The sequence below is a fragment of the Streptomyces sp. NPDC092952 genome, assembly GCF_044754785.1.
Classification (GTDB): domain Bacteria; phylum Actinomycetota; class Actinomycetes; order Streptomycetales; family Streptomycetaceae; genus Streptomyces.
Map to the genome: position 1 here is coordinate 436,128 of NZ_JBIVPT010000004.1, position 17,754 is coordinate 453,881.

Here is a 17,754-nt window from a genome sequence, read left to right on the forward strand (position 1 = left end):
CTCCGATCCGTTTTCTACGCGATGTCCGGGTCGAAGGGAACGCCCCCGCACCGGCGTTCACGCGCCCGGCCGCCCCGCTCCACCGGTCCGCCCGGCACCGAACACCGCGTCGACGAGCCGCTGCGTCGCCCGCTGGAAGGCCGGGGCCAGGGAGAGCGTCGCGTCGTCCACGTAGTTGAGCGTGCCGGTCAGGGTGGTGGCGCCGTCGGGCGTGGCGTACATCAGCGCCGCGTGTCCGGCGGCGCCGCCGTTGTGGGTGATGACGGTGGAGCCGTCGCCGACGTCCTGGACGAAGACCCCGAGTCCGTAGCCCATCCCGGGGGCGGGCGTGGGGCGCGGCGCGCACATCTCGGCCAGCAGTTCCGCGGGCAGGAGCCTGCCGGTCACCAGCGCGTGGAGGAACGTCTCCAGGTCCCGGGAGGTCGAGATCATGTCGCCGCCGCTGGAGATCCAGGAGGGGTTGAGGCGGGTGACGTCGACCGTGTGCTCCACGCCGTCCTCCTCGTACCGGTAGTAGGCGTGGGCATGCGGTTCGGCGATGTCCGGCCCGGTGCTGGGGGCCGTGGTGCCGGAGAGGCCGAGCGGTTCCGTGATCAGCCGCCGCATCTCCTCGGCGACCGGGCGGCCGGTGGCCTTCTCGATCAGCAGCCGGGCCAGCACGTAGTTGGTGTTGGAGTAGCTCCACCCCTCACCCGGCTCGAACCTCGCCGGCTTCGACAGGGCGAGGCGCACCAGGTCCTGCGGCGGGTACGTGGTGAAACGGTTGTCCACCCATTCCTTGCCGGCGGTGGTGGCGGGGATGCCGGGGACGACGGTGCCGTCCTCGTAGTACTCGCCGGTGAAGTTGAAGATCCCGCTGGTGTGCTGCAACAGCATCCGCACCGTGACCCTCGGGTCCACGTCGAACTCCGGCAGCAGCCCGGCGACCGCGTCGTCCAGCCCGATCCGGCCCTCCCCGACGAGCGCCAGCACCAGGGCGGCGGTGAACGTCTTGGTGTTGCTGCCGATCCGCACATGCCCGTCGACCGGCGGCTTCTCGTCCCCGCCCAGCCGCCCCGCTCCGGCACTGCCGACCCACTCGCCCCGCCGGTCACGCACCCGCAGCGTGATCCCGGTGATCCCGGACTCGACGATCTCGTCCAGGATCTCCTGAAGCTCCGGACGCCCCTGGTTGGAAAGGCTGCTCGAAAGGCTGTTGGAAAGGCTGTTGGACATGGCTACCACTCCCTCGTACGCATCCGCCGCGTCCCTCGCGGCTTCCGGTACGAGAAGCGTCCGCCCTGCCCTCGGGTCAACCTCAACAGTGACCCGGGCCACACTCCTTCCCGTCTCGCTGTCGGACCCCGCTGTTACGTTGGCGCCGGAAACCCGCCCCCGGCCCTCGGAGAAAGCGCATGTACGACGAACGGCTCACCGCTTTCTCCCGCGACCGACTGGACGGCCGCCCGGTCCCGGAAGACCTGCGCGTGCTGCTGATCGCACAGTGGGAAGGTCGCACGGACCTCGCCCGCCTTCTCGACCTCGACTTCTTCGAGCCGGGCGAGGTCCACCCGCTCCTGGACACCAGCTACCTGACCCCGCAGGAACTCGCGGACCCGGAGCTGCGGGCCGTCAACGCCGCCGCCGCGGAGATGGCCGGATACGTGAAGCTCGTGGCGAAGGGCGGAAAAGGCTGGCTCGGCTACTGGCTCCATCCCGACGAGCCCGCGGACCGCCCCTGGCGACTTGTGGAGCTGGACACCGAGTTCAGCTTCTGGAGACCGTCCGGCAGCACCCTGACCGAGGGAGCCGCCGCCGAGCGGGCCGCCTATCAGGGCGACCCCGACGAGCGCATCGGCTTCGCGCGACTGGCCGCCGACCTCGCCGCACTGGGCCTCCCCCTGAGCACTCGGGACTACGACGCCCTGGACGACACCGAGTACGAGGTCGACCCGGAACGCCTCATGGAGGAGCTGACCGAGGCCGCACGCGAGAAGCACGGCCTCGACTGAGCGGACCGCCCCTGCCCGCCGCCCGCTTGGCCCATTCGGTCCGGCACTCGCTGAGCTGCGCGGCAGCGGTCATCGGGGCCGGGCCAGATCCGGACCACGTCGGTTCGGGACAGTCCTTAGGCGGCGCGACGGAACAGTGCGGTCCACAGGAACGGCACGCCGAAGAGCGGTGACTCGGCCGACTGCTCGCGCATGCGGCGCAGTTCGAGCTCCTCCAGGCCGGAGAAGATCCGGCGCAGCGCTTCGGGCGGGTAGGCGAGGCCGCCGTGCAGTCGGCGTTCACGGTAGAAGTCGGCGTCGGGGAGTTCCGAGCCCATTCCCCCGGCGCCGGCGGCGAAGCAGCTGAGGACGAGGTGGCCGCCGGGGGCCAGGACGCGGTCGAGGAGTCGCAGGTAGCTGATGCGGCGGTGCGGGGGCAGGTGGTGGAAGCACCCCGAGTCGACGACCAGGTCGTACGGGCCGTCCAGCGTGTCGGAGGGGAGGGTGAAGGCGTTGCCGCAGAGGAAGCGGATGTCGGCCCCGGCCTCCCGGGCGCGGTCCTTCGCCCAGGCGACGGCCACCGGGGAGAGGTCGACCGCGTCCACCTCGAAGCCGTTCGAAGCGAGGTACAGGGCGTTGCGGCCCGGACCGCATCCCAGGTCGAGGGCGCGGCCGGGAGCGAGCGGGCCCCGCTCCACGTGGGCGGCCAGGTTCTCGTCCGGCTTCGGTACGAAGAACGGGACCGGTCCGGACCGGTCGGCGTAGAAGCGGTCCCAGAAGTCCTTGCCGTCACCGGTCGCCAGACGACCGGGCCCAGCCCCAGCCCCAGTCCCGGCTTCGGCTTCGGCTTCGGCTTCGGCTTCGGCTTCGAAGAGTCCGTCCAGGAGCGTGAGAACGTCCTCGACGGTGCGTACGGTCCGGTCCACCCGGCCCCCCTTTCGACCGAGGCCAATTCTACGGATGGCCGACCCGAAAACGCAGGTCACAGGGTGTTTCACCACTCCCCTCGGACCTGCCGCACGCCCCGGAGAAGCCCGCACCGGACAGCGGCGGCCCGGGGCTCCGGGACACTCCCCCAGTCGCGCCGGAGCACCTCACCAGGGCCGGGAAAGCCCCGTCCACGGCCGCGCCCGGCCGACTGTTCCGACGAGTTCTCCGTACCAGCCCGCCCCGCGCCGTTCATCGCGCCAACGTCCCCGTGAACGGCCGAGGTTGGCCCACGGCCTGCCCGTTCCGTCCTTCCCTCCCGCCGGCTCCTGCGGCAGAGTCGCGTTCCGAGGCGGTGCAAGCGATCTCGTTCGAATGGATTCCTCCATGCGGTACACCCCGAAGTCCCGTCGGAACGCCGGTCCCGGCCCCCAACCCGGCCCCCATCCCGGCGCCGGTCACGTCCGCGACCACGACCGCACCGGTCCGGAGGGCGCCGTTCACGCCCCCGCCGCGCTTCCGGCAGCCCCGGCCTCCGCCCCGCCCGGCTCCCTGGCGGCCCTGCAACGCACGTACGGCAACGCAGCCGTCACGCGGATGATCGAGAGCGGGCGGAACCAGACGGACGCCGACCAGGGCCACGATGCCGTGCGGGAGGCCGTGCGAACGGCCGGGCGTGGCGGCACCCGGCTGCCGGGCGGCATGCGGGCGACCATGGAGCGGGCCTTCGGCACCGATCTCGGCCACCTCAGGGTCTCGGTCGACGCCCGGACCACCGCGGACATCGACGCGAAGGCCTACACCGTCGGCAACAGCATCGTCGTGCAGAACGCGAGTGTCCTGCGCGACGTGGGGACGATGGCCCACGAGATCCACCACACCACGCAGCACGGCGCGCCCGCCGGTCTCAGCGATCCCGGCGACCGGTGGGAGCGCGAGGCCGCCGAGGTCGGCGACCGCGTCGCCCGCAGCGGCAGCGCCCGCCCCCACGCCGCGACCGGCGACGAGGACCACGGGAACGGCGCCGCCCACCGGGCCGCGATCCAGCGCCGCGTCGGCTTCGAGTTCGAGTCGCAGTGGCGCATGCGCGACCACAACGACCTGACCCCGGAGGACGAACAGAACCACCAGAACGAGATCGTGGAGCGCGAGGCCGTCCGGCACGCGCAGATCATGGTGACGCTCGCCGGGGGGTCGGCCGACGCCAAGCGCCTCCTGGACGAGGCCGAACAGGGCATGTCCGAAGCGGATCTGATGCGCAGGTGGCTCACCCCGGCACCCGCGGACCGCCCCTACGAACGCCGGCTCACCGACGAGGGCGCGGCGCGGCTCCGACGACTGCGGCAGGACGCCCCCGACACGTACGGGCAGCTCATGGCGAACGGTGAGACCGCGCTGCTCAGGAACAACGCGATCCGGGAGACCCCCATACCCGGCCGTGACGTCCCCAAGATGGGCGTGGTCGGCGGCGGCAGCAAGTACCAGCTCACCTCGGACGTCAGCCCCACGGGCGGCTCGGCCCTGGAATGGGTGACCGACCCGCTGGACAGCAAGGACGAGGTCGTCGAGGTGATGAACACGATCACCAAGGTCTCCAAGGCCCTGGACGCCAGGCAGGCGGAGACGTCCTTCCCGCTCGACGGCATCCAAGTGGCGGGCTTCGAAGGACAGCCCGGGATCATCGTGTTCCCGCTGCGCGGCCCCCTCCTCTACGAACCGCAGACGACCGGCGGCTTCAAGCTCGACCAGCTGCCCCGGTTCCTGGAGTACCTGGAGGTGCCGGAGAAACCCTCCAACCCCTTCAAGCTCCCGGCCCACCGACAGCGCAAGAAGGCCGGCGAGGACCTGCACCGGACCGCCCTCACCAAAGTCACCAAGATCCGCCTGGCGGCAGAGGAACTGGCCGAGGGGCTCCCCCGGGAGAGCATCGGGGACGCGTCGACGGACGGCCTGGTCGGCCTGGTCTCCCTGATCGGCAGCTACCTCCACTACGGCGCCAAGCTGGAGGAGAACCCCAACTCGAAGTCGATCGCGGGCGGCCTGATGTCCCGCACCTCCTTCGCCCACAACTTCGCGCTGCTGCCCGACCCGCTCCAGGCGTACTTCCGTGAGGACCCGAGCAGGTTCGCCACGTTCGCCCTCAGGGCGGTCGGATTCCCCGAGGACGGGAGCGCCGAGCTGTACGCCAAGCCCGTCGCGCGCGGGGACGCCGGCGACCGTGAGACGAAGCAGATCACGCTGACCCGGGCCGAATGGCTGAAGGGCATCCCGGCCGGCAAGGACCTGCTGCGGAACTTCGATTACCTGAACGACGAGGAGAAGGAGCAGGTCGGCGACCGCGAGGAGGAGTGGGACTACGTCCACCCGTCGCTCGGCAAGCTGGGAACGGTGGAGGACCGGGTGGGCAGGCCCGGCGAACAGGAACTCGCCCTGGTCGCCGAACTGCGCCGTATGAAGCAGGACATCCCCACCGCCGCCCTCAAGCCCTTCGCCCTCGCCGCCTTCAACCTGATCCAGCGGCTGAACGAGCAGAAGACCCTCAAGTACAAGAGGTAGGCCCGCGGCCGCGCGGGCCCGCCGTCCCGTCCGCCTCCGGCTGGATCAGCGGCACAGTGCCGTGTCGACGGCGGCCTCCACGCGCCGGGAGGCCGCACCCGTCGGGGTGGTGGTCACCGCGACGGTGGCGGCGCGTCCGTCCTCCGTGACGCCGCCTCGTGTCCGGTACCCGAGGGCGGTGCCGCCGTGGCCCCAGTAGACGCCGCCGCAGGACAGCGGCGTGCTGGTCAGGCCCAGTCCGTAGCGGACGCCGGGGCCGCGTTCCTCCGCGGGGACGGTGGTGCGCATCTGGGCGAGCTGGGCCGGGGGCAGGAGCTTGCCGCCGAGGAGGGCGGAGAAGAAGCGGTTGAGGTCGCTGTTGGTGGAGATCACCGCGCCTGCGGCCCAGGCCATGGACATGTCCATGGTGGTGTAGTCGACCAGGGGACCGCCGTCCACTTCCTGCTCGTAGCCCTTGGGGTGGGGCTCGCGGACGGTCGTCTCTCCGGGGGCGGGGAAGTAGGTGTGGCGCAGTCCGATGCGGTCGATGATGCGCCGGCCGATCTCCTCGCCCATGGGGCGGCCGGTGACCTTCTGGACGATCAGGCCCGCGACCAGGTAGTTCGTGTTGCTGTACTCCCACTTCTCCCCCGGGGCGAAGTGGGCCTTCTGCGCGAGGGCACCGTCGAGGAGCTCGCGCGGCTCGAAGTACCGGTACCGGACGGCGGGGAAGTCCTCGAAGACGGGGGCCGCCATGTATTCGGGGAGTCCGCTGGTGTGCTGGAGGAGTTGGCGGACGGTGATGTGGCGTCCGTCGATCCCGTCACCGCGCAGCAGGCCGGGCAGATAGGTGTCGACGGGGGCGTCCAGGCCGACCTTCTTCTCGGCCACCAACTGCAGCACCACCACCGCCGTGAACGCCTTGGTGTTGCTGCCCGCCCGCACCTGCCCGTCCTTCGGCACCTTCGCACCGGTCCCGAGATCACCGACACCCGCCGTATAGACGCGCGTCCGGCCCTCCCGGTCCACGACACTCGCCAGCGCGGCAGGCATCCGGTCGTCGCGCACCAGAGTGTCCAGGCTCTTCTGCACCGTGTCCGGCTTTGCGGCGGACGCGGCGGACGGGAACAGCGCACCGGCGGTCATGACCGCCCCGGTCAGCATCGCCACCGCCGGCAACACTCTGCGCCGACCACCTCGCGAAGGGGCGGGACGAAACCTCGGCGGGGCACATGCATCCATGGGGCAACTCCTGTTGTGACGGTGAAAAGCGGTCGAAGAGAGGGCCGGTGCACGGCCCGCCGGGGCACCGGTCGCCGCCCCGCTCCCGCTCCTACGAACGTGAACAGGAGCGGGAGCGGGAGCGGCGGTCGTCCCGGTGGAGCCGTCAGCGGCACAGGGCCGTTTCGACGGCGGTCTGCGCCTGCTGCATGGTGGCGTCGTCGGCCGGAATGGAGGTCAGTGCGATGTTGATCGCACGGCCGTCCTCCCTGACGCCGCCCAAGGTGAAGTAACCCGGGATGGTGCCGCCATGACCCCAGTAGACGCCGCCGCACGACAGCGGCGTGCTGGTCAGGCCCAGCCCGTAGCGGACGCCCTGACCGGCCCCCTCCGTGGGAACGGTGGTGCGCATCTCGGCGAGCTGGGCCGGGGGCAGGAGCTTGCCGCCGAGAAGGGCGGAGAAGAAGCGGTTGAGGTCGCTGTTGGTGGAGATCACCGCGCCTGCGGCCCAGCCCCAGGACGGGTCGAGTTCGGTGATTTCGCGCCAGGGCGAGTCGGCCGTGTCCCGGTGGTAGCCCTTGGGGTGGGACTCGTCGATGGCCATGTCCCCGGGGGTGGGGAAATAGGTGTGGCGCAGCCCGATGCGGTCGACGATGCGCCGGTTGATCTCCTCGCCCAGCGGGCGACCGGTGACCTTCTGGACGATCAGGCCCGCGACCAGGTAGTTCGTGTTGCTGTACTCCCACTTCTCGCCCGGGGCGAAGTGGGCCTTCTGCGCGAGGGCGGCGTCGAGGAGCTCGCGCGGCTCGAAGTACCTCTGCGGATCCTTGAGGATCGCCGGCTTGTCCACGTACTCGGGGAGTCCGCTGGTGTGCTGGAGGAGTTGGCGGACGGTGATGTGGCGTCCGTCGATCCCGTCACCGCGCAGCAGGCCGGGCAGATAGGTGTCGACGGGGGCGTCCAGGCCGACCTTCTTCTCGGCCACCAACTGCAGCACCACCACCGCCGTGAACGCCTTGGTGTTGCTGCCCGCCCGCACCTGCCCGTCCTTCGGCACCTTCGCCCCGGTCCGAAGATCACCGACACCCGCCGTATAGACGCGCGTCCGGCCCTCCCGGTCCACGACACTCGCCAGCGCGGCAGGCACCCGGTCCTCGCGCACCAGAGTGTCCAGGCTCTTCTGAACGGCGTCCGGCTTTGCGGCGGACGCGGCGGACGGGAACAGCGCACCGGCGGTCATGACCGCCCCGGTCAGCACCGTCGCGGCCATCAGGACCCTGCGCCGACCGCCCCGCGAGAGCGTGGGACGGAACTTCGGCGAGAGCGATACACGTGCGTACATGGAACTACTCCTGTCGGTAGGGGAACAGCGTCAGTGGGTCAGGGAGAGGTGGTCGTGGTGCGACGGGCCTGCCGGTGACCCGTCCTGGTGGCGGACCTTGGGGCGTCCCGGGCGGACGGGCCACCACGTGGCCCGGCCCAGGAGCGCGACGAGCGCGGGTACCAGCACGATGGAGACGACGAAGGCGGAGAGCACGATGCCGAGCGCCGTCGCGAAGCCGATCTGCTGGGTGCCGGGGTCGGAGTTGGCGCCGAGGCTCCCGAAGGACGCGGCGAGGACGACACCGGCCGTGGCGACGGCGGGAGCGGTGTGGCGCACGGCGCGGGCGACGGCGGCGCGGGCCGGGCCCGGCCGGTCCATCTCCTCGCGGATGCGGTCGCTGATCAGGATGTTGTAGTCGGTGCCGAGGGCGACGACGAAGAGGAACAGCACCAGCGGCAGGATGAAGCCGACACCCGGCCGGTCGAGAAGGTGCTGGAAGAACAGGGCCGAGGCGCCGAGGGTGGCGGCGAAGCCGAGGCCGACGGCGATCATGAGTACGGCCGGGGCGAGCAGGCTGCGCAGCAGGACGACCAGGATGAGGGCGATCAGCGCGGCGGCGACCGGGAACACGGTCCTCAGGTCGTGGCCGACGGCGGTGGAGATGTCCGCGAAGACCGCTGCCGTACCGCCGACATGGGCCTGCGCGCCAGGAGGTGTGTGGTCGGCGACGGTGGCACGGACGGGGCCGGACACGAGGTCCCGGGCCCGCTGGCTCCGGGTGTCGACGGTGAGGTAGACGTCGATACGGGCGGCGGTGCGGTCCTTGGTGAAGAGGGTTTCGCCGACCCGGCCGACGCCGTCGACCCCGGCCAGGGCCTTGGGCAGCGCGGCGAGACCCCGGGCGGTCAGCGCGGCGCCGTCCTTCGCGGTGACGTAGACCGTGGCCGGATCGGACACACCGGCGGGCAGGGAGCGGGCGATCTCGGCGGCGGTGACGGCCGCCGGGGTGTCCTGGCCGCCGGACGTCTGGCCGAAGTCCATCCGCATGCCGATGAGTCCGGTGGCCAGCGCGCCGAGCAGCGCGACGGAAGCGACGATCAGCGTGAGCGGGCGGCGGGCGACCAGATCACCGACACCCGCGGCCTTGCCGGTGCACGGCTCGTGCCCGAGCGAGCGGGACGGCCAGAACATCCCGCGTCCGGTGACCGCGAGCAGCGCGGGCATCAGGGTGAGGCCGGCGAGGAGCATGACGAGTACCGAGACGGCGATGGCGGGGCCGAGCACCCGGAACTGCCCGAAGGTCGCGATGCCGAGCGTGGCGAAGGCGGCGACGATGGTGAGCGCCGCGGAGGTGATCGCCGTGCCGACCCGGGCGCTCACCTCCGCGGAGACGGCACGTCCCGACAGGTCGGGGCGGGCCCGCAGCTGTTCGCGGAAGCGGAAGAGCAGGAACAGGAAGTAGTCGACGCCGATACCGATCAGGACGACGCCGATCATGCGCGGGGTGGAGGGGTCGAGGTCGATGCCGGCGAGCATCGAGGTGCCCACGACCACACCTCCCGCCGCACCCGCGACGACGGCGACCGCGATCAGGGGGACGAAGGCGGCCAGCGCGCTGCGGAACACCAGGATGTGGATCAGGACGATCAGACCGAGCATGAGGGCGCCGACGACCGTCGCGATGGTCTCCTCCGCCTCGGTCGTGTCGACGAGGTCGGCCAGGCCGCCGGTGAATCCGGTGCGCATCCCGGCATCGGCGAACTTGTCCTCCGCCCCGTCGCGGAAGGCCCGGTAGAGGTCGTGCATGCCGGGGTCCGTGCTGTTGCCGGTCAGCCGCACGGAGAGCAGTTCGAAGCCGCGGTCCGGTGCGACCATGACGGGCGCGACCTTCGGGGTCTGGGAGTAGTCCTCGTACATGAACGAGGGCGTGTCGTCCTCGGGCTCGGGCATCTCGACGTGCCGGCGGCCCAGCTCCTCGGCGACCACGCCGATGCGCCGCTGGTCGGCCCGGGTGAGGGGCTTGCCGTCCTGCCTGCCGACGAGCACGGTGACCGCGTTGGCGTCGGACTTCACCCCGAACTTCTCCTCAGCGACCTTCAGCGCGGCCGCCGAGTCGTACTGCGCGGGCAGGAAGTCCCCGGTCCCGGTCTGTGTGACCTTGAAGACCAGCGCCTGACCGAGCAGGGTGAGGAAGATGCCCACCACCGCCCAGAGGGCGATGACCTTCCACGGGTTGCGGGTGGAGAACCCGGTCAGGGCGCGGATCACGTTGTTCTCCAACGGTGGGTGGGATGCGGCGTTTTCGGCACAGGAGAAGCTCATCACCGCGGAACGCGCGGATCGTCCGAGTACGGGACGAGAAGCGGCCTGGGAGCATGGGCCGGGGGCGGCCGCCGACCGGGACCCTGGTCCCAGGCCGAGGGTCGGCCCGGGGGCCCGGGAGATGCCCGGATCCCGGTGCGAGACTGGATCGCGGGCGACAGGCGTACCGCACCGGTAGCGGCTGGTGAGTACGGCCCGGTCAGGAGAGAAGAGAACCGTGACGGTGACGAAGCGCCCCGGCCCCGGCGCCCCGGGGATCCGGGCGGGCGGCGAGGCGCTGCCGTGGACGCGCGACGACGCCCTGGTCATGACCGGTGTGGCGGCCGTGGACCTGATCGGCTTCACGATCAGCAGCCAGTCCGAGCAGGGCGAGGTCCCGGTGGCCGGCTGCTTCCTCGTGGTGCTGGCCGCGCTGCCGCTGCTCGTCCGGCGCCGGACGCCGGTCCTGTCGTTCGCGGCCGTTCTGCTGCTGGGGCTGGTCCTGCCCCTGGCCGTGCCGATGAGCCAGCACTTCAACGCCGCGATGGTCGTCGCGCTCTACACGGTCATCCGGTCCCGGCGCACGGCCGTGGCGGTCGCGGCCTCGCTGGCGGCCGTGACGATGTCGCTGGTGGGCACGGCGTCGTGGCCGGAGCCACCGGTCGTGGACATCGTGGGCACCGTCTCCGCCGCGGCGGTCGTGGCGATCGCCGCGACCGTGATGAACCACTGGCAGCGGGACATCGAGACCAGGCGCCGACTCCTCGCGGACCAGGCGGTGGCGGCCGAACGGCGGCGTATCGCACGGGAGTTGCACGACATCGTGGCGCACCACATCACCACCATGCAGCTGATGTCCGGGGGCGCCCGGGCCAACCTCGACCGTGACCCGGAGGTGGCCCGGGAGGCGCTGGTCACGCTGGAGGCGTCCGGGCGGGTGGCCCTGCGCGAGATGCGGCAGCTGCTGGACGTGCTCCGGGCCGGGGACGAGTTGGAGAACGAGCCGACCGCCCCGCAGCCGGGCGTCGGCGACCTGGAGCGGCTCGTCGCCGAATCGTGCCGGGCCGGGCTCCCCGCCTCGCTCGACGTACGGGGCGAGGAGCGTCCGCTGCCGCCGAGCGTGGGCCTGAGCGTGTTCCGGATCGTCCAGGAAGCGCTCACCAACGCCCGCAAGTACGCCGGTGACGCGCGGGCGCACGTACGGCTGGCGTACGCGCCGGACGGGGTGACCGTGGAGGTCTCCGACGACGGACCGGGCACGGGCCCGGCAGGACCGGGCGCCGGTCCGGGGACCGGCTACGGCCTGGTCGGGATGCGCGAACGGGCCGTGCTGCACGGCGGCACCCTGGAGGCCGGACCACTGGACGAGGGCGGGTTCCGGGTGTCGGCCCGGCTGCCCCTGCGAGCGGACGAGGGAGCACTGCGGTGACCGGGACGACGACGCACGAGCCGGTCATCAGGGTGCTGATCGCGGACGACCAACCGCTGGTGCGCCGCGGGCTGGCACTGATCCTCGGCCCCGACCCGGCCTTCGACGTGGTGGGCGAGGCCGCGGACGGCGCGGAAGCGGTCGCCCTCGCACACCGGCTGCGGCCCGACATCGTCGTGATGGACATCCGCATGCCGGTGCTCGACGGCGTCGCCGCCACCGACCGGCTCACGCGGGAACTGCCCGGCTGCCGCGTCCTGGCGCTGAGCACCTTCGACCTGGACGAACACGTGGTGGCCGCCCTGCGCGCGGGCGCCTGCGGATTCCTGCCGAAGGACACCTCGCCCGAGGAACTGGTGGCGGCGATCCACGTGGTCCACACGGGCGAGGCGGCCGTCGCCCCCCGGCTCCTGACCCGGCTGATCGCCACCTACGTCACGGCCCCGCACCGCCCCGCACCACCCGTCACCGCCGACACCGGCGACCTCACCCCGCGCGAGGCCGAGGTGTGGCGCCTGATGGCCACCGGCCTCGACAACGCGGAGATCGCACGGAGCATGCACGTCAGCACGTCGACCGTGAAGAACCACATCACCGCCGTCTTCGGAAAACTGGGCGTCCGCGACCGCGCCCAGGCCGTGATCGCCGCCTACGAGACCGGACTGATCGAGGCGGGCCGACAGGGCTGAGGGCTGTCCCGTAGGCCGTGTTTTGAAAGTCGGGTCTGTTCCTCGTCCCGCATCGGGCTGCACGATCCCGGAGCCTGCCGACCAGGCCGCCCACCGCAAGCGGCGGGGGAAAGCCGGCGGACGGCCTCCGGCCTTCGACCGCGAGGACTGCAAGGCCCGGCATGCGGTGGAGTGCGGGATCAATCGGCTCAAGCGCAACCGGGCGGTGGCCATCCGGTCCGGCAAACTCGCCGTCCGCTTCGAAGCCACCGTGCTGATCGCCGCGATCGGCGAATGGCTGTGACCGGCCGAGCTGTCGGTTCCTCATGCCATGCTGGCCGCGACCAGGTGAACGGGTGAGGGGAAGGCAACCATGGGGGCTCAGTACTACGGCGCCGACAGCGAGAACGGCGACCGCATCGACGACCCCTCCGAGGACGCGCTGTTCATGATGATCAGCGACCTAAACGACTCCGACAACACCTTCGTGGTCGTCCAGCCCGACGAGGACGATCCCGTCTGGTTCGCCTCCGTGGCCGTCCTGGACGGAGGCTGCTTCGAGGTCGTCCGCCGTGACACCACCTGCAACGAGCACGAGGTCACCGCGGCGGCCAGCATTAACAACATCGCCCGCGACCTCACGATCTGGTTGGCCGCCCGCGACTTTCCCGGACGGCCAAGCAGGCAGGTCAGCGAGTTCTGGAACATGGCCTAGGGCTAGAGCGGACCAGGGCCGGTTCCGGAGCGCGGTGTGAGCCGTCAGCCCGTCGCGTCCTGCTCCGAGCGGGCCAGAGCGAGCCCTTCGAGGCGTTCAATGCCCTGGTTGAGTTCACCGAGCAGCGTCACGAAATCGCGCGTCCGCCGCTCGGTCCACCCCGTCGCCCCGATGAGGCGCGAGACCCCTTCGAGGCCGATCTCCCGGTCGGCCCGGAGCCGTTCCAGCCCCAGGGCGGTGGGTCGATACTTGCGTGCCATTCCGCCGTCGGGGTCGGGGATGCGTTCCACCAGATCCTTGCGGAGCATCGCACTGACCTGGCGGTTGATGGTGGAGATGCCCACCTGGAACGTGTGGGCCAGCTGCTTGAGCGTGAGCGGCTCGCCGGCTTCCAGACGAGTGAGCAGCACGTAGGCGGAGCGGTCCAGGCTCTGGCCGGAGCGTGGCCCACGCGAGGCGACGAAGTGGCGGGACAGCAGCGTCAGCTCCCGCTCGAAGTCATTGAGCCGACGCTCTCGTTCGTTCATGCCACTGCCCCTCCTGCCAACGCGTCCCTCCATCATCCCGCACGTCGCCGCCCCACCCCCGACACCCCGATCTTGTGCACGATGCAATAGATGTGCATGATGAACTACCGTTGCACGATGCACATTTGGGTGAGGGCCGCTCCGTCCCCACGAGCGTGAGCACAGCTCTCGCCTCCCCCACGAGTAACGGAGTAACGCGTGAGCGCAGACCCTTCCGCAGGACCGTCCGCCATCACCTATCCGACCGAGCGATCGTGCCCGTTCAGCCCGCCCGCCGAGTTCGCCGAACTCCGCGCGGTTCCCGGGCTGCCGCGGGTCAAGGCGCTGGAGGGCGCCGAGCCCAGGCTGATCACCCGCTACGAGGACGCCAAGGAGGTCCTGTCGAGCCAGGGCATCTCCGCCAGGCTCGACAACCCGGCCTTCCCCCTCTTCAGCCCCGGCGACGTCCAGCAGCGCGACGACAGGTCGGAGAGCCTGATCCGCACCGACGACCCCGAGCACCTGATACAACGGCGCCGACTGGCACGGCACTTCACGGTCAAGCGGGTCAACGCCCTGCGCGCCGACATCCAGCGGATCGTCGATGACGCCGTTGACGATCTGCTGGCTTCCGGCTCTCCCGCCGACCTGATCGAGCTGGTGGCTCAGCCCATCCCTTCGCGGGTCATCTGCCTGCTGCTGGGCGTGCCGTACTCCGACCACGCCTTCTTCCGGAACGCCGCCTCCCGCGCACTCGCCGGCAACGCGGACCCGAGCGAGGTGCGCGTCGCCCTGGGCGAGCTGGCCCAGTACCTGGACACGCTGGTGGGCGAGCGGCTCCGTACCGGCGACGGCGACGACGTGCTGGCGCAGCTCGCCCGTGACCTGGTGGTGCCCGGCACCATCACCCGGGCCGAACTCGTCACCATCGGCATGACGTTGCTCGTCGCGGGCTTCGAGACCACCGGAAACATGATCGGCCTGGGCACCGCGCTGTTCCTGCGCCACCCCGACCAGCGGGACCTGTTCCTCGCCGGTGACGAGGCGGCCCAGGCCGAGGCGATCGAGGAAATGCTGCGCTACCTCTCGGTCGCGCAGCACCCCCGGCAGTTCGCCGTCACGCAGGACATGACGGTCGGCGGCTGTCCCGTCCGCGCCGGGGACGGGGTGCTGATCTCCCTGCCCTCGGCCAACCGGGACCCGGCGGCTTTCGACGACCCGGACGTGTTCGACGTGCGGCGTCCCGCCCGCGGGCACCTCGCGTTCAGTCACGGCACACACCAGTGCCTCGGTCAGGCCCTGGCCCGCCTGGAGCTGCTGCTGACCTTCCGCAGCCTGTTCACACGGGTGCCCACGCTGCGTGCGGCCGACGCGTCCCGGCCGTACGACGTCAAGCAGCACAGCCGCGTCCACGGCCTCAACTCGTTCCCCGTCGCCTGGTAGGAGACCCCGCACATGAAGATCACTGTTGACGAAGGCAAGTGCGTCGGAGCGGGCCAGTGCGTCCTGATCGCCCCGGATGTGTTCGACCAGCGCGACGAGGACGGTGTCGCCGTCCTCCTTTCCGAGGAGACGCCGGAGCGGGAACGCCCCCGTGTCGAGGAGGCGGCCCGGGTGTGCCCCGCCGCGGCGATTCTGTGGGACGGCCGGTGAGCCGGAACATCCTCGTCGTCGGAACCGGCGCCGCCGGCCTGACCGTGGCGGAGGAACTGCGCCGCCTGGGCTACGACGGCGCCCTCACCCTGGTCGGCGGGGAGGGCCACCCGCCGTACGACCGGCCGCCCTTGTCCAAGCGCTTCCTCAAGGGCGAGACGGGGGCCGAGCAACTGTGGTTGGCGGGCCCCGACGCACTGGAGCGGCTCGGTGCGTCCGAGTACCGGGGGCGGCGGGCCGTCGCCGCCGACCTAGCGGCACGCGTCGTCACCCTGGACGACGGGACGGCTCTGCCGTACACGGACCTGGTCGTCGCCACCGGGGTCGCTCCACGCACCCTGCCCGGGACCGCGGAACTCCCGGGCGCCGTGACCCTCAAGACCCTTGAGGACGCGAACACCCTGGCCGGGCGGCTGCGTTCGGGGCAGCGGCTGATCGTGGTGGGCGGCGGGTTCCTCGGGACCGAGACGGCGTGGACGGCACTGTCCCTGGGGTGCGAGGTCACCCTGGTGACCCCGTCCTCCACCGTTCTGCCGGGACTCGGCCCCCACGTGGGCGCCCTCGCGGGGGAGCGGCTCACCGCGGCGGGTGCCACCATCCTCACCGGGGCGACCGTCGAGAAGATCCACCAGAGCGGCCGACTCCCCCGCGACGAGGGCCTGGAGGTGCTTCTGGACGACGGCACCCGCCTCACCGCCGAGACCGTGCTCACCGCGATCGGCTCGGCCCCGGACGTGGACTGGCTCGCCCGGACAGAGCTCGACCTGTCCGACGGCGTCCGCTGCGACGCCGTCGGCCGGGCGGCACCGGGCGTCCACGCATGCGGCGACGTCGCGGCCTGGCGCCACCCGCAAACCGGCCGGCACCTCCGCCTGGAACACCGGATGCACGCCGGGGACCAGGCCCGCGTCGTCGCCGCAGACCTGCTGGGTCAGCGGCGGGACCTGGAACGGGTGCCCTTCTTCTGGACGGACCAGGGGCCCCACAAGATCGTCGTACACGGGCTGATCACGCCCGAGGCGGAGTACGAGACGCATGAGGCCGACACGGAGGACGACCGGTTCACCGGGGTCTACCGGACGGACGGACAGGTGTGCGCCGTCCTCGGCTGGAACGCCCCGCGTCAGGTCCTCCGCCTGCGCCGCGAGCTGCTCACCGCTCCGGGGCCGGCCGAGGTCCTCCCCGCAGCGGCCTCGGAACCCGCATGAGTGCCCGAACCCCCTACTGAGACCGAAGCTGAGACCACGGACACCCGCGCGGCCCGCCCCCGCCGACGCCGTCGCGTCCGCTGACATGGAAAACCCCAGCTCGGAAACGATCCGGGCTGGGGTTCGCGCGGAGCCCCCTGTCGGATTCGAACCGACGACCTACGCATTACAAGCCCCAGAGAAGTCCTGTCGGATAGGTCCACCGGATGCCGCGAGGTGACAGTTTCCGCAGGTCAGAGACCTGTCGAGGTGTCACTACGTGTCGGCCCGTGTCGGCCGGTTCAAGGCCGTTCGGGCACGCAATGGGCACGCATTGGGCACGCAGGAAAGTAGGGCCTGACCTGCGGCGTTCCCTCTTGATCGCACCTCGGTCCAGACCGTATACCCGACCCCCGACAAGCGGAAGGGGCCACACATCGTGTGGCCCCTTCCCGCTGTGCCGCCCGGTTAGGACTGAGGGCCCTCGGGCCCTCCACACTTGCTCTCGCCGGCGCCGTAGGGGGGCAAGGCGTTCAGGACGGCCTCAAGCGCGATGGCTCCGGTGTCGGTGATGTGGCGGTCGTCGAGCAGGATGTCGCGCCGGTTGACCGTGGCGCGGCCTGCTGCGGGTGCGGTGTCGTCGAGTCGGGTACGGCGGACGCGGTACAAGTTGCCCCCCTCGTGGCATGGCCGAGTGCTTGACTCGAACATATGCACGAGCCAAAAGCCATCCCACAGTAGCGCGACCATCACCGCAGGTCACGCGCTTACGGCTACTGGTTCGACTCCCCGAGCACCTGGATAGTTGCGTCTTCAAGATCAAGTTTCTTGAGGGCGTCTTTAACCAACGTGAGTTGATCAGGTCGGGTTCCGGGCGCGTACGCCACCACGACCGACACCTCGGGGGTGGACATCCCGAGGATGTCGTCGGCGGTCAGGCCGACCCACTCGGCCGCCGCCGCACGGCGCACCTCGGAGGGCGGTCGCCCCGTCGCCGCCGCGATGGCCCCGACGATCCATTTGTCGCGCCGGTACCCCTCGCCGTTGGCGATCTTCGCGAGGGTCGTGTGCTGGAGCTTCTTACCCGTCTCGGGATCGACCGCCCGATCGGCCACGCTTCGCAGGGTGGCGCCCTTGACGGCGAGCACCTCGCGAACCATGTCGGTGAAGGGCGTCGAGCTCTCGCCGCCTATGGATGACACGGGTTCTCATCTCCGTTCTTGTCGCAGAACGCGAACAGGCATATCTAAGCAGCCAGAGCCCCGGACCGCACAGCTATCAAGCCCGTTGACGTGCGGATTCGCTCACACCTACGTTG

16 protein-coding genes are annotated in these 17,754 nt (G+C 71.0%); 8 read left to right on the forward strand and 8 right to left on the reverse strand.

Annotated features, from left to right (window positions below; all coding sequences use genetic code 11):
* Window positions 1-57: 57 nt before the first annotated feature.
* Window positions 58-1,215 (reverse strand): serine hydrolase domain-containing protein, encoded by a 1,158-nt coding sequence (locus ACIQGQ_RS13060; protein ID WP_402394400.1) that lies wholly within the window; start codon window positions 1,213-1,215, stop codon window positions 58-60.
* A 179-nt stretch (window positions 1,216-1,394) separates the two neighbouring features.
* Between ACIQGQ_RS13060 and ACIQGQ_RS13065 the strand changes: the two genes are divergently transcribed.
* Window positions 1,395-1,991, forward strand: coding sequence for a hypothetical protein (locus ACIQGQ_RS13065; RefSeq protein WP_402394402.1), 597 nt, complete (start codon window positions 1,395-1,397; stop codon window positions 1,989-1,991).
* A gap of 116 nt (window positions 1,992-2,107) precedes the next feature.
* Here the strand turns inward: ACIQGQ_RS13065 and ACIQGQ_RS13070 are convergent, their stop codons facing one another.
* A complete protein-coding gene (locus ACIQGQ_RS13070; RefSeq protein WP_402394404.1) occupies window positions 2,108-2,896 on the reverse strand; it encodes a class I SAM-dependent methyltransferase in 789 nt (262 codons plus the stop codon).
* Between the two features lie 388 nt (window positions 2,897-3,284).
* On the opposite strand from ACIQGQ_RS13070, the gene ACIQGQ_RS13075 reads away from it, so the two are divergent.
* Window positions 3,285-5,453, forward strand: coding sequence for a DUF4157 domain-containing protein (locus ACIQGQ_RS13075; RefSeq protein WP_402394406.1), 2,169 nt, complete (start codon window positions 3,285-3,287; stop codon window positions 5,451-5,453).
* Between the two features lie 45 nt (window positions 5,454-5,498).
* Here the strand turns inward: ACIQGQ_RS13075 and ACIQGQ_RS13080 are convergent, their stop codons facing one another.
* The 3 genes from ACIQGQ_RS13080 to ACIQGQ_RS13090 all read right to left on the reverse strand — a co-directional run bounded on the left by ACIQGQ_RS13080 (window position 5,499) and on the right by ACIQGQ_RS13090 (window position 10,245).
* A complete protein-coding gene (locus ACIQGQ_RS13080; protein ID WP_402394833.1) occupies window positions 5,499-6,596 on the reverse strand; it encodes a serine hydrolase domain-containing protein in 1,098 nt (365 codons plus the stop codon).
* Between the two features lie 223 nt (window positions 6,597-6,819).
* Window positions 6,820-7,995: a serine hydrolase domain-containing protein gene (locus ACIQGQ_RS13085; protein WP_402394408.1), complete on the reverse strand. Its 1,176-nt coding sequence runs from the start codon at window positions 7,993-7,995 to the stop codon at window positions 6,820-6,822.
* A gap of 30 nt (window positions 7,996-8,025) precedes the next feature.
* Window positions 8,026-10,245, reverse strand: a complete 2,220-nt coding sequence (locus tag ACIQGQ_RS13090) for an MMPL family transporter (protein WP_402394410.1) — start codon at window positions 10,243-10,245, stop codon at window positions 8,026-8,028.
* 271 nt (window positions 10,246-10,516) lie between these two features.
* On the opposite strand from ACIQGQ_RS13090, the gene ACIQGQ_RS13095 reads away from it, so the two are divergent.
* From ACIQGQ_RS13095 to ACIQGQ_RS13105, 3 genes are all read left to right on the forward strand, one after another.
* Window positions 10,517-11,707: a sensor histidine kinase gene (locus tag ACIQGQ_RS13095; RefSeq protein WP_402394413.1), complete on the forward strand. Its 1,191-nt coding sequence runs from the start codon at window positions 10,517-10,519 to the stop codon at window positions 11,705-11,707.
* Complete coding sequence (locus ACIQGQ_RS13100) at window positions 11,704-12,396, forward strand: response regulator (protein ID WP_402394416.1); 693 nt, start codon at window positions 11,704-11,706, stop codon at window positions 12,394-12,396. Before ACIQGQ_RS13095 ends, ACIQGQ_RS13100 begins: the two co-directional genes overlap by 4 nt.
* Window positions 12,397-12,748: 352 nt before the next feature.
* The gene (locus tag ACIQGQ_RS13105) at window positions 12,749-13,090 is read left to right on the forward strand and encodes a hypothetical protein (RefSeq protein ID WP_402394419.1); all 342 of its coding nucleotides are present in this window, start codon (window positions 12,749-12,751) and stop codon (window positions 13,088-13,090) included.
* A gap of 44 nt (window positions 13,091-13,134) precedes the next feature.
* Here ACIQGQ_RS13105 and ACIQGQ_RS13110 read toward each other — a convergent pair whose 3' ends face one another.
* On the reverse strand, window positions 13,135-13,617 hold the full coding sequence (locus tag ACIQGQ_RS13110; protein WP_402394421.1) for a MarR family winged helix-turn-helix transcriptional regulator: 483 nt from the start codon (window positions 13,615-13,617) through the stop codon (window positions 13,135-13,137).
* A 198-nt stretch (window positions 13,618-13,815) separates the two neighbouring features.
* On the opposite strand from ACIQGQ_RS13110, the gene ACIQGQ_RS13115 reads away from it, so the two are divergent.
* From ACIQGQ_RS13115 to ACIQGQ_RS13125, 3 genes are read left to right on the forward strand one after another with little or no spacing between them, the layout of a single operon-like run.
* Window positions 13,816-15,039 (forward strand): cytochrome P450, encoded by a 1,224-nt coding sequence (locus ACIQGQ_RS13115; RefSeq protein WP_402394424.1) that lies wholly within the window; start codon window positions 13,816-13,818, stop codon window positions 15,037-15,039.
* A gap of 12 nt (window positions 15,040-15,051) precedes the next feature.
* On the forward strand, window positions 15,052-15,249 hold the full coding sequence (locus ACIQGQ_RS13120; RefSeq protein WP_352280003.1) for a ferredoxin: 198 nt from the start codon (window positions 15,052-15,054) through the stop codon (window positions 15,247-15,249).
* Window positions 15,246-16,457, forward strand: coding sequence for an NAD(P)/FAD-dependent oxidoreductase (locus ACIQGQ_RS13125; RefSeq protein ID WP_402394426.1), 1,212 nt, complete (start codon window positions 15,246-15,248; stop codon window positions 16,455-16,457). Before ACIQGQ_RS13120 ends, ACIQGQ_RS13125 begins: the two co-directional genes overlap by 4 nt.
* 447 nt (window positions 16,458-16,904) lie before the next feature.
* On the opposite strand, the gene ACIQGQ_RS13130 is transcribed toward ACIQGQ_RS13125, so the two are convergent.
* Both ACIQGQ_RS13130 and ACIQGQ_RS13135 read right to left on the reverse strand, forming a co-directional pair.
* Window positions 16,905-17,105: a hypothetical protein gene (locus ACIQGQ_RS13130; RefSeq protein WP_385203691.1), complete on the reverse strand. Its 201-nt coding sequence runs from the start codon at window positions 17,103-17,105 to the stop codon at window positions 16,905-16,907.
* Window positions 17,106-17,209: 104 nt separating this feature from the next.
* A complete protein-coding gene (locus ACIQGQ_RS13135; protein WP_402394430.1) occupies window positions 17,210-17,638 on the reverse strand; it encodes a hypothetical protein in 429 nt (142 codons plus the stop codon).
* Window positions 17,639-17,754 lie beyond the last annotated feature (116 nt).

Bases quoted from the DNA above. Each gene is read 5' to 3' on its own strand.
- ACIQGQ_RS13060 (WP_402394400.1), bottom strand. From the start codon at position 1,215: ATGTCCAACAGCCTTTCCAACAGCCTTTCGAGCAGCCTTTCCAACCAG.
- ACIQGQ_RS13065 (WP_402394402.1), top strand. From the start codon at position 1,395: ATGTACGACGAACGGCTCACCGCTTTCTCCCGCGACCGACTGGACGGC.
- ACIQGQ_RS13075 (WP_402394406.1), top strand. From the start codon at position 3,285: ATGCGGTACACCCCGAAGTCCCGTCGGAACGCCGGTCCCGGCCCCCAA.
- ACIQGQ_RS13080 (WP_402394833.1), bottom strand. From the start codon at position 6,596: ATGCTGACCGGGGCGGTCATGACCGCCGGTGCGCTGTTCCCGTCCGCC.
- ACIQGQ_RS13085 (WP_402394408.1), bottom strand. From the start codon at position 7,995: ATGTACGCACGTGTATCGCTCTCGCCGAAGTTCCGTCCCACGCTCTCG.
- ACIQGQ_RS13105 (WP_402394419.1), top strand. From the start codon at position 12,749: ATGGGGGCTCAGTACTACGGCGCCGACAGCGAGAACGGCGACCGCATC.
- ACIQGQ_RS13110 (WP_402394421.1), bottom strand. From the start codon at position 13,617: ATGAACGAACGAGAGCGTCGGCTCAATGACTTCGAGCGGGAGCTGACG.
- ACIQGQ_RS13120 (WP_352280003.1), top strand. From the start codon at position 15,052: ATGAAGATCACTGTTGACGAAGGCAAGTGCGTCGGAGCGGGCCAGTGC.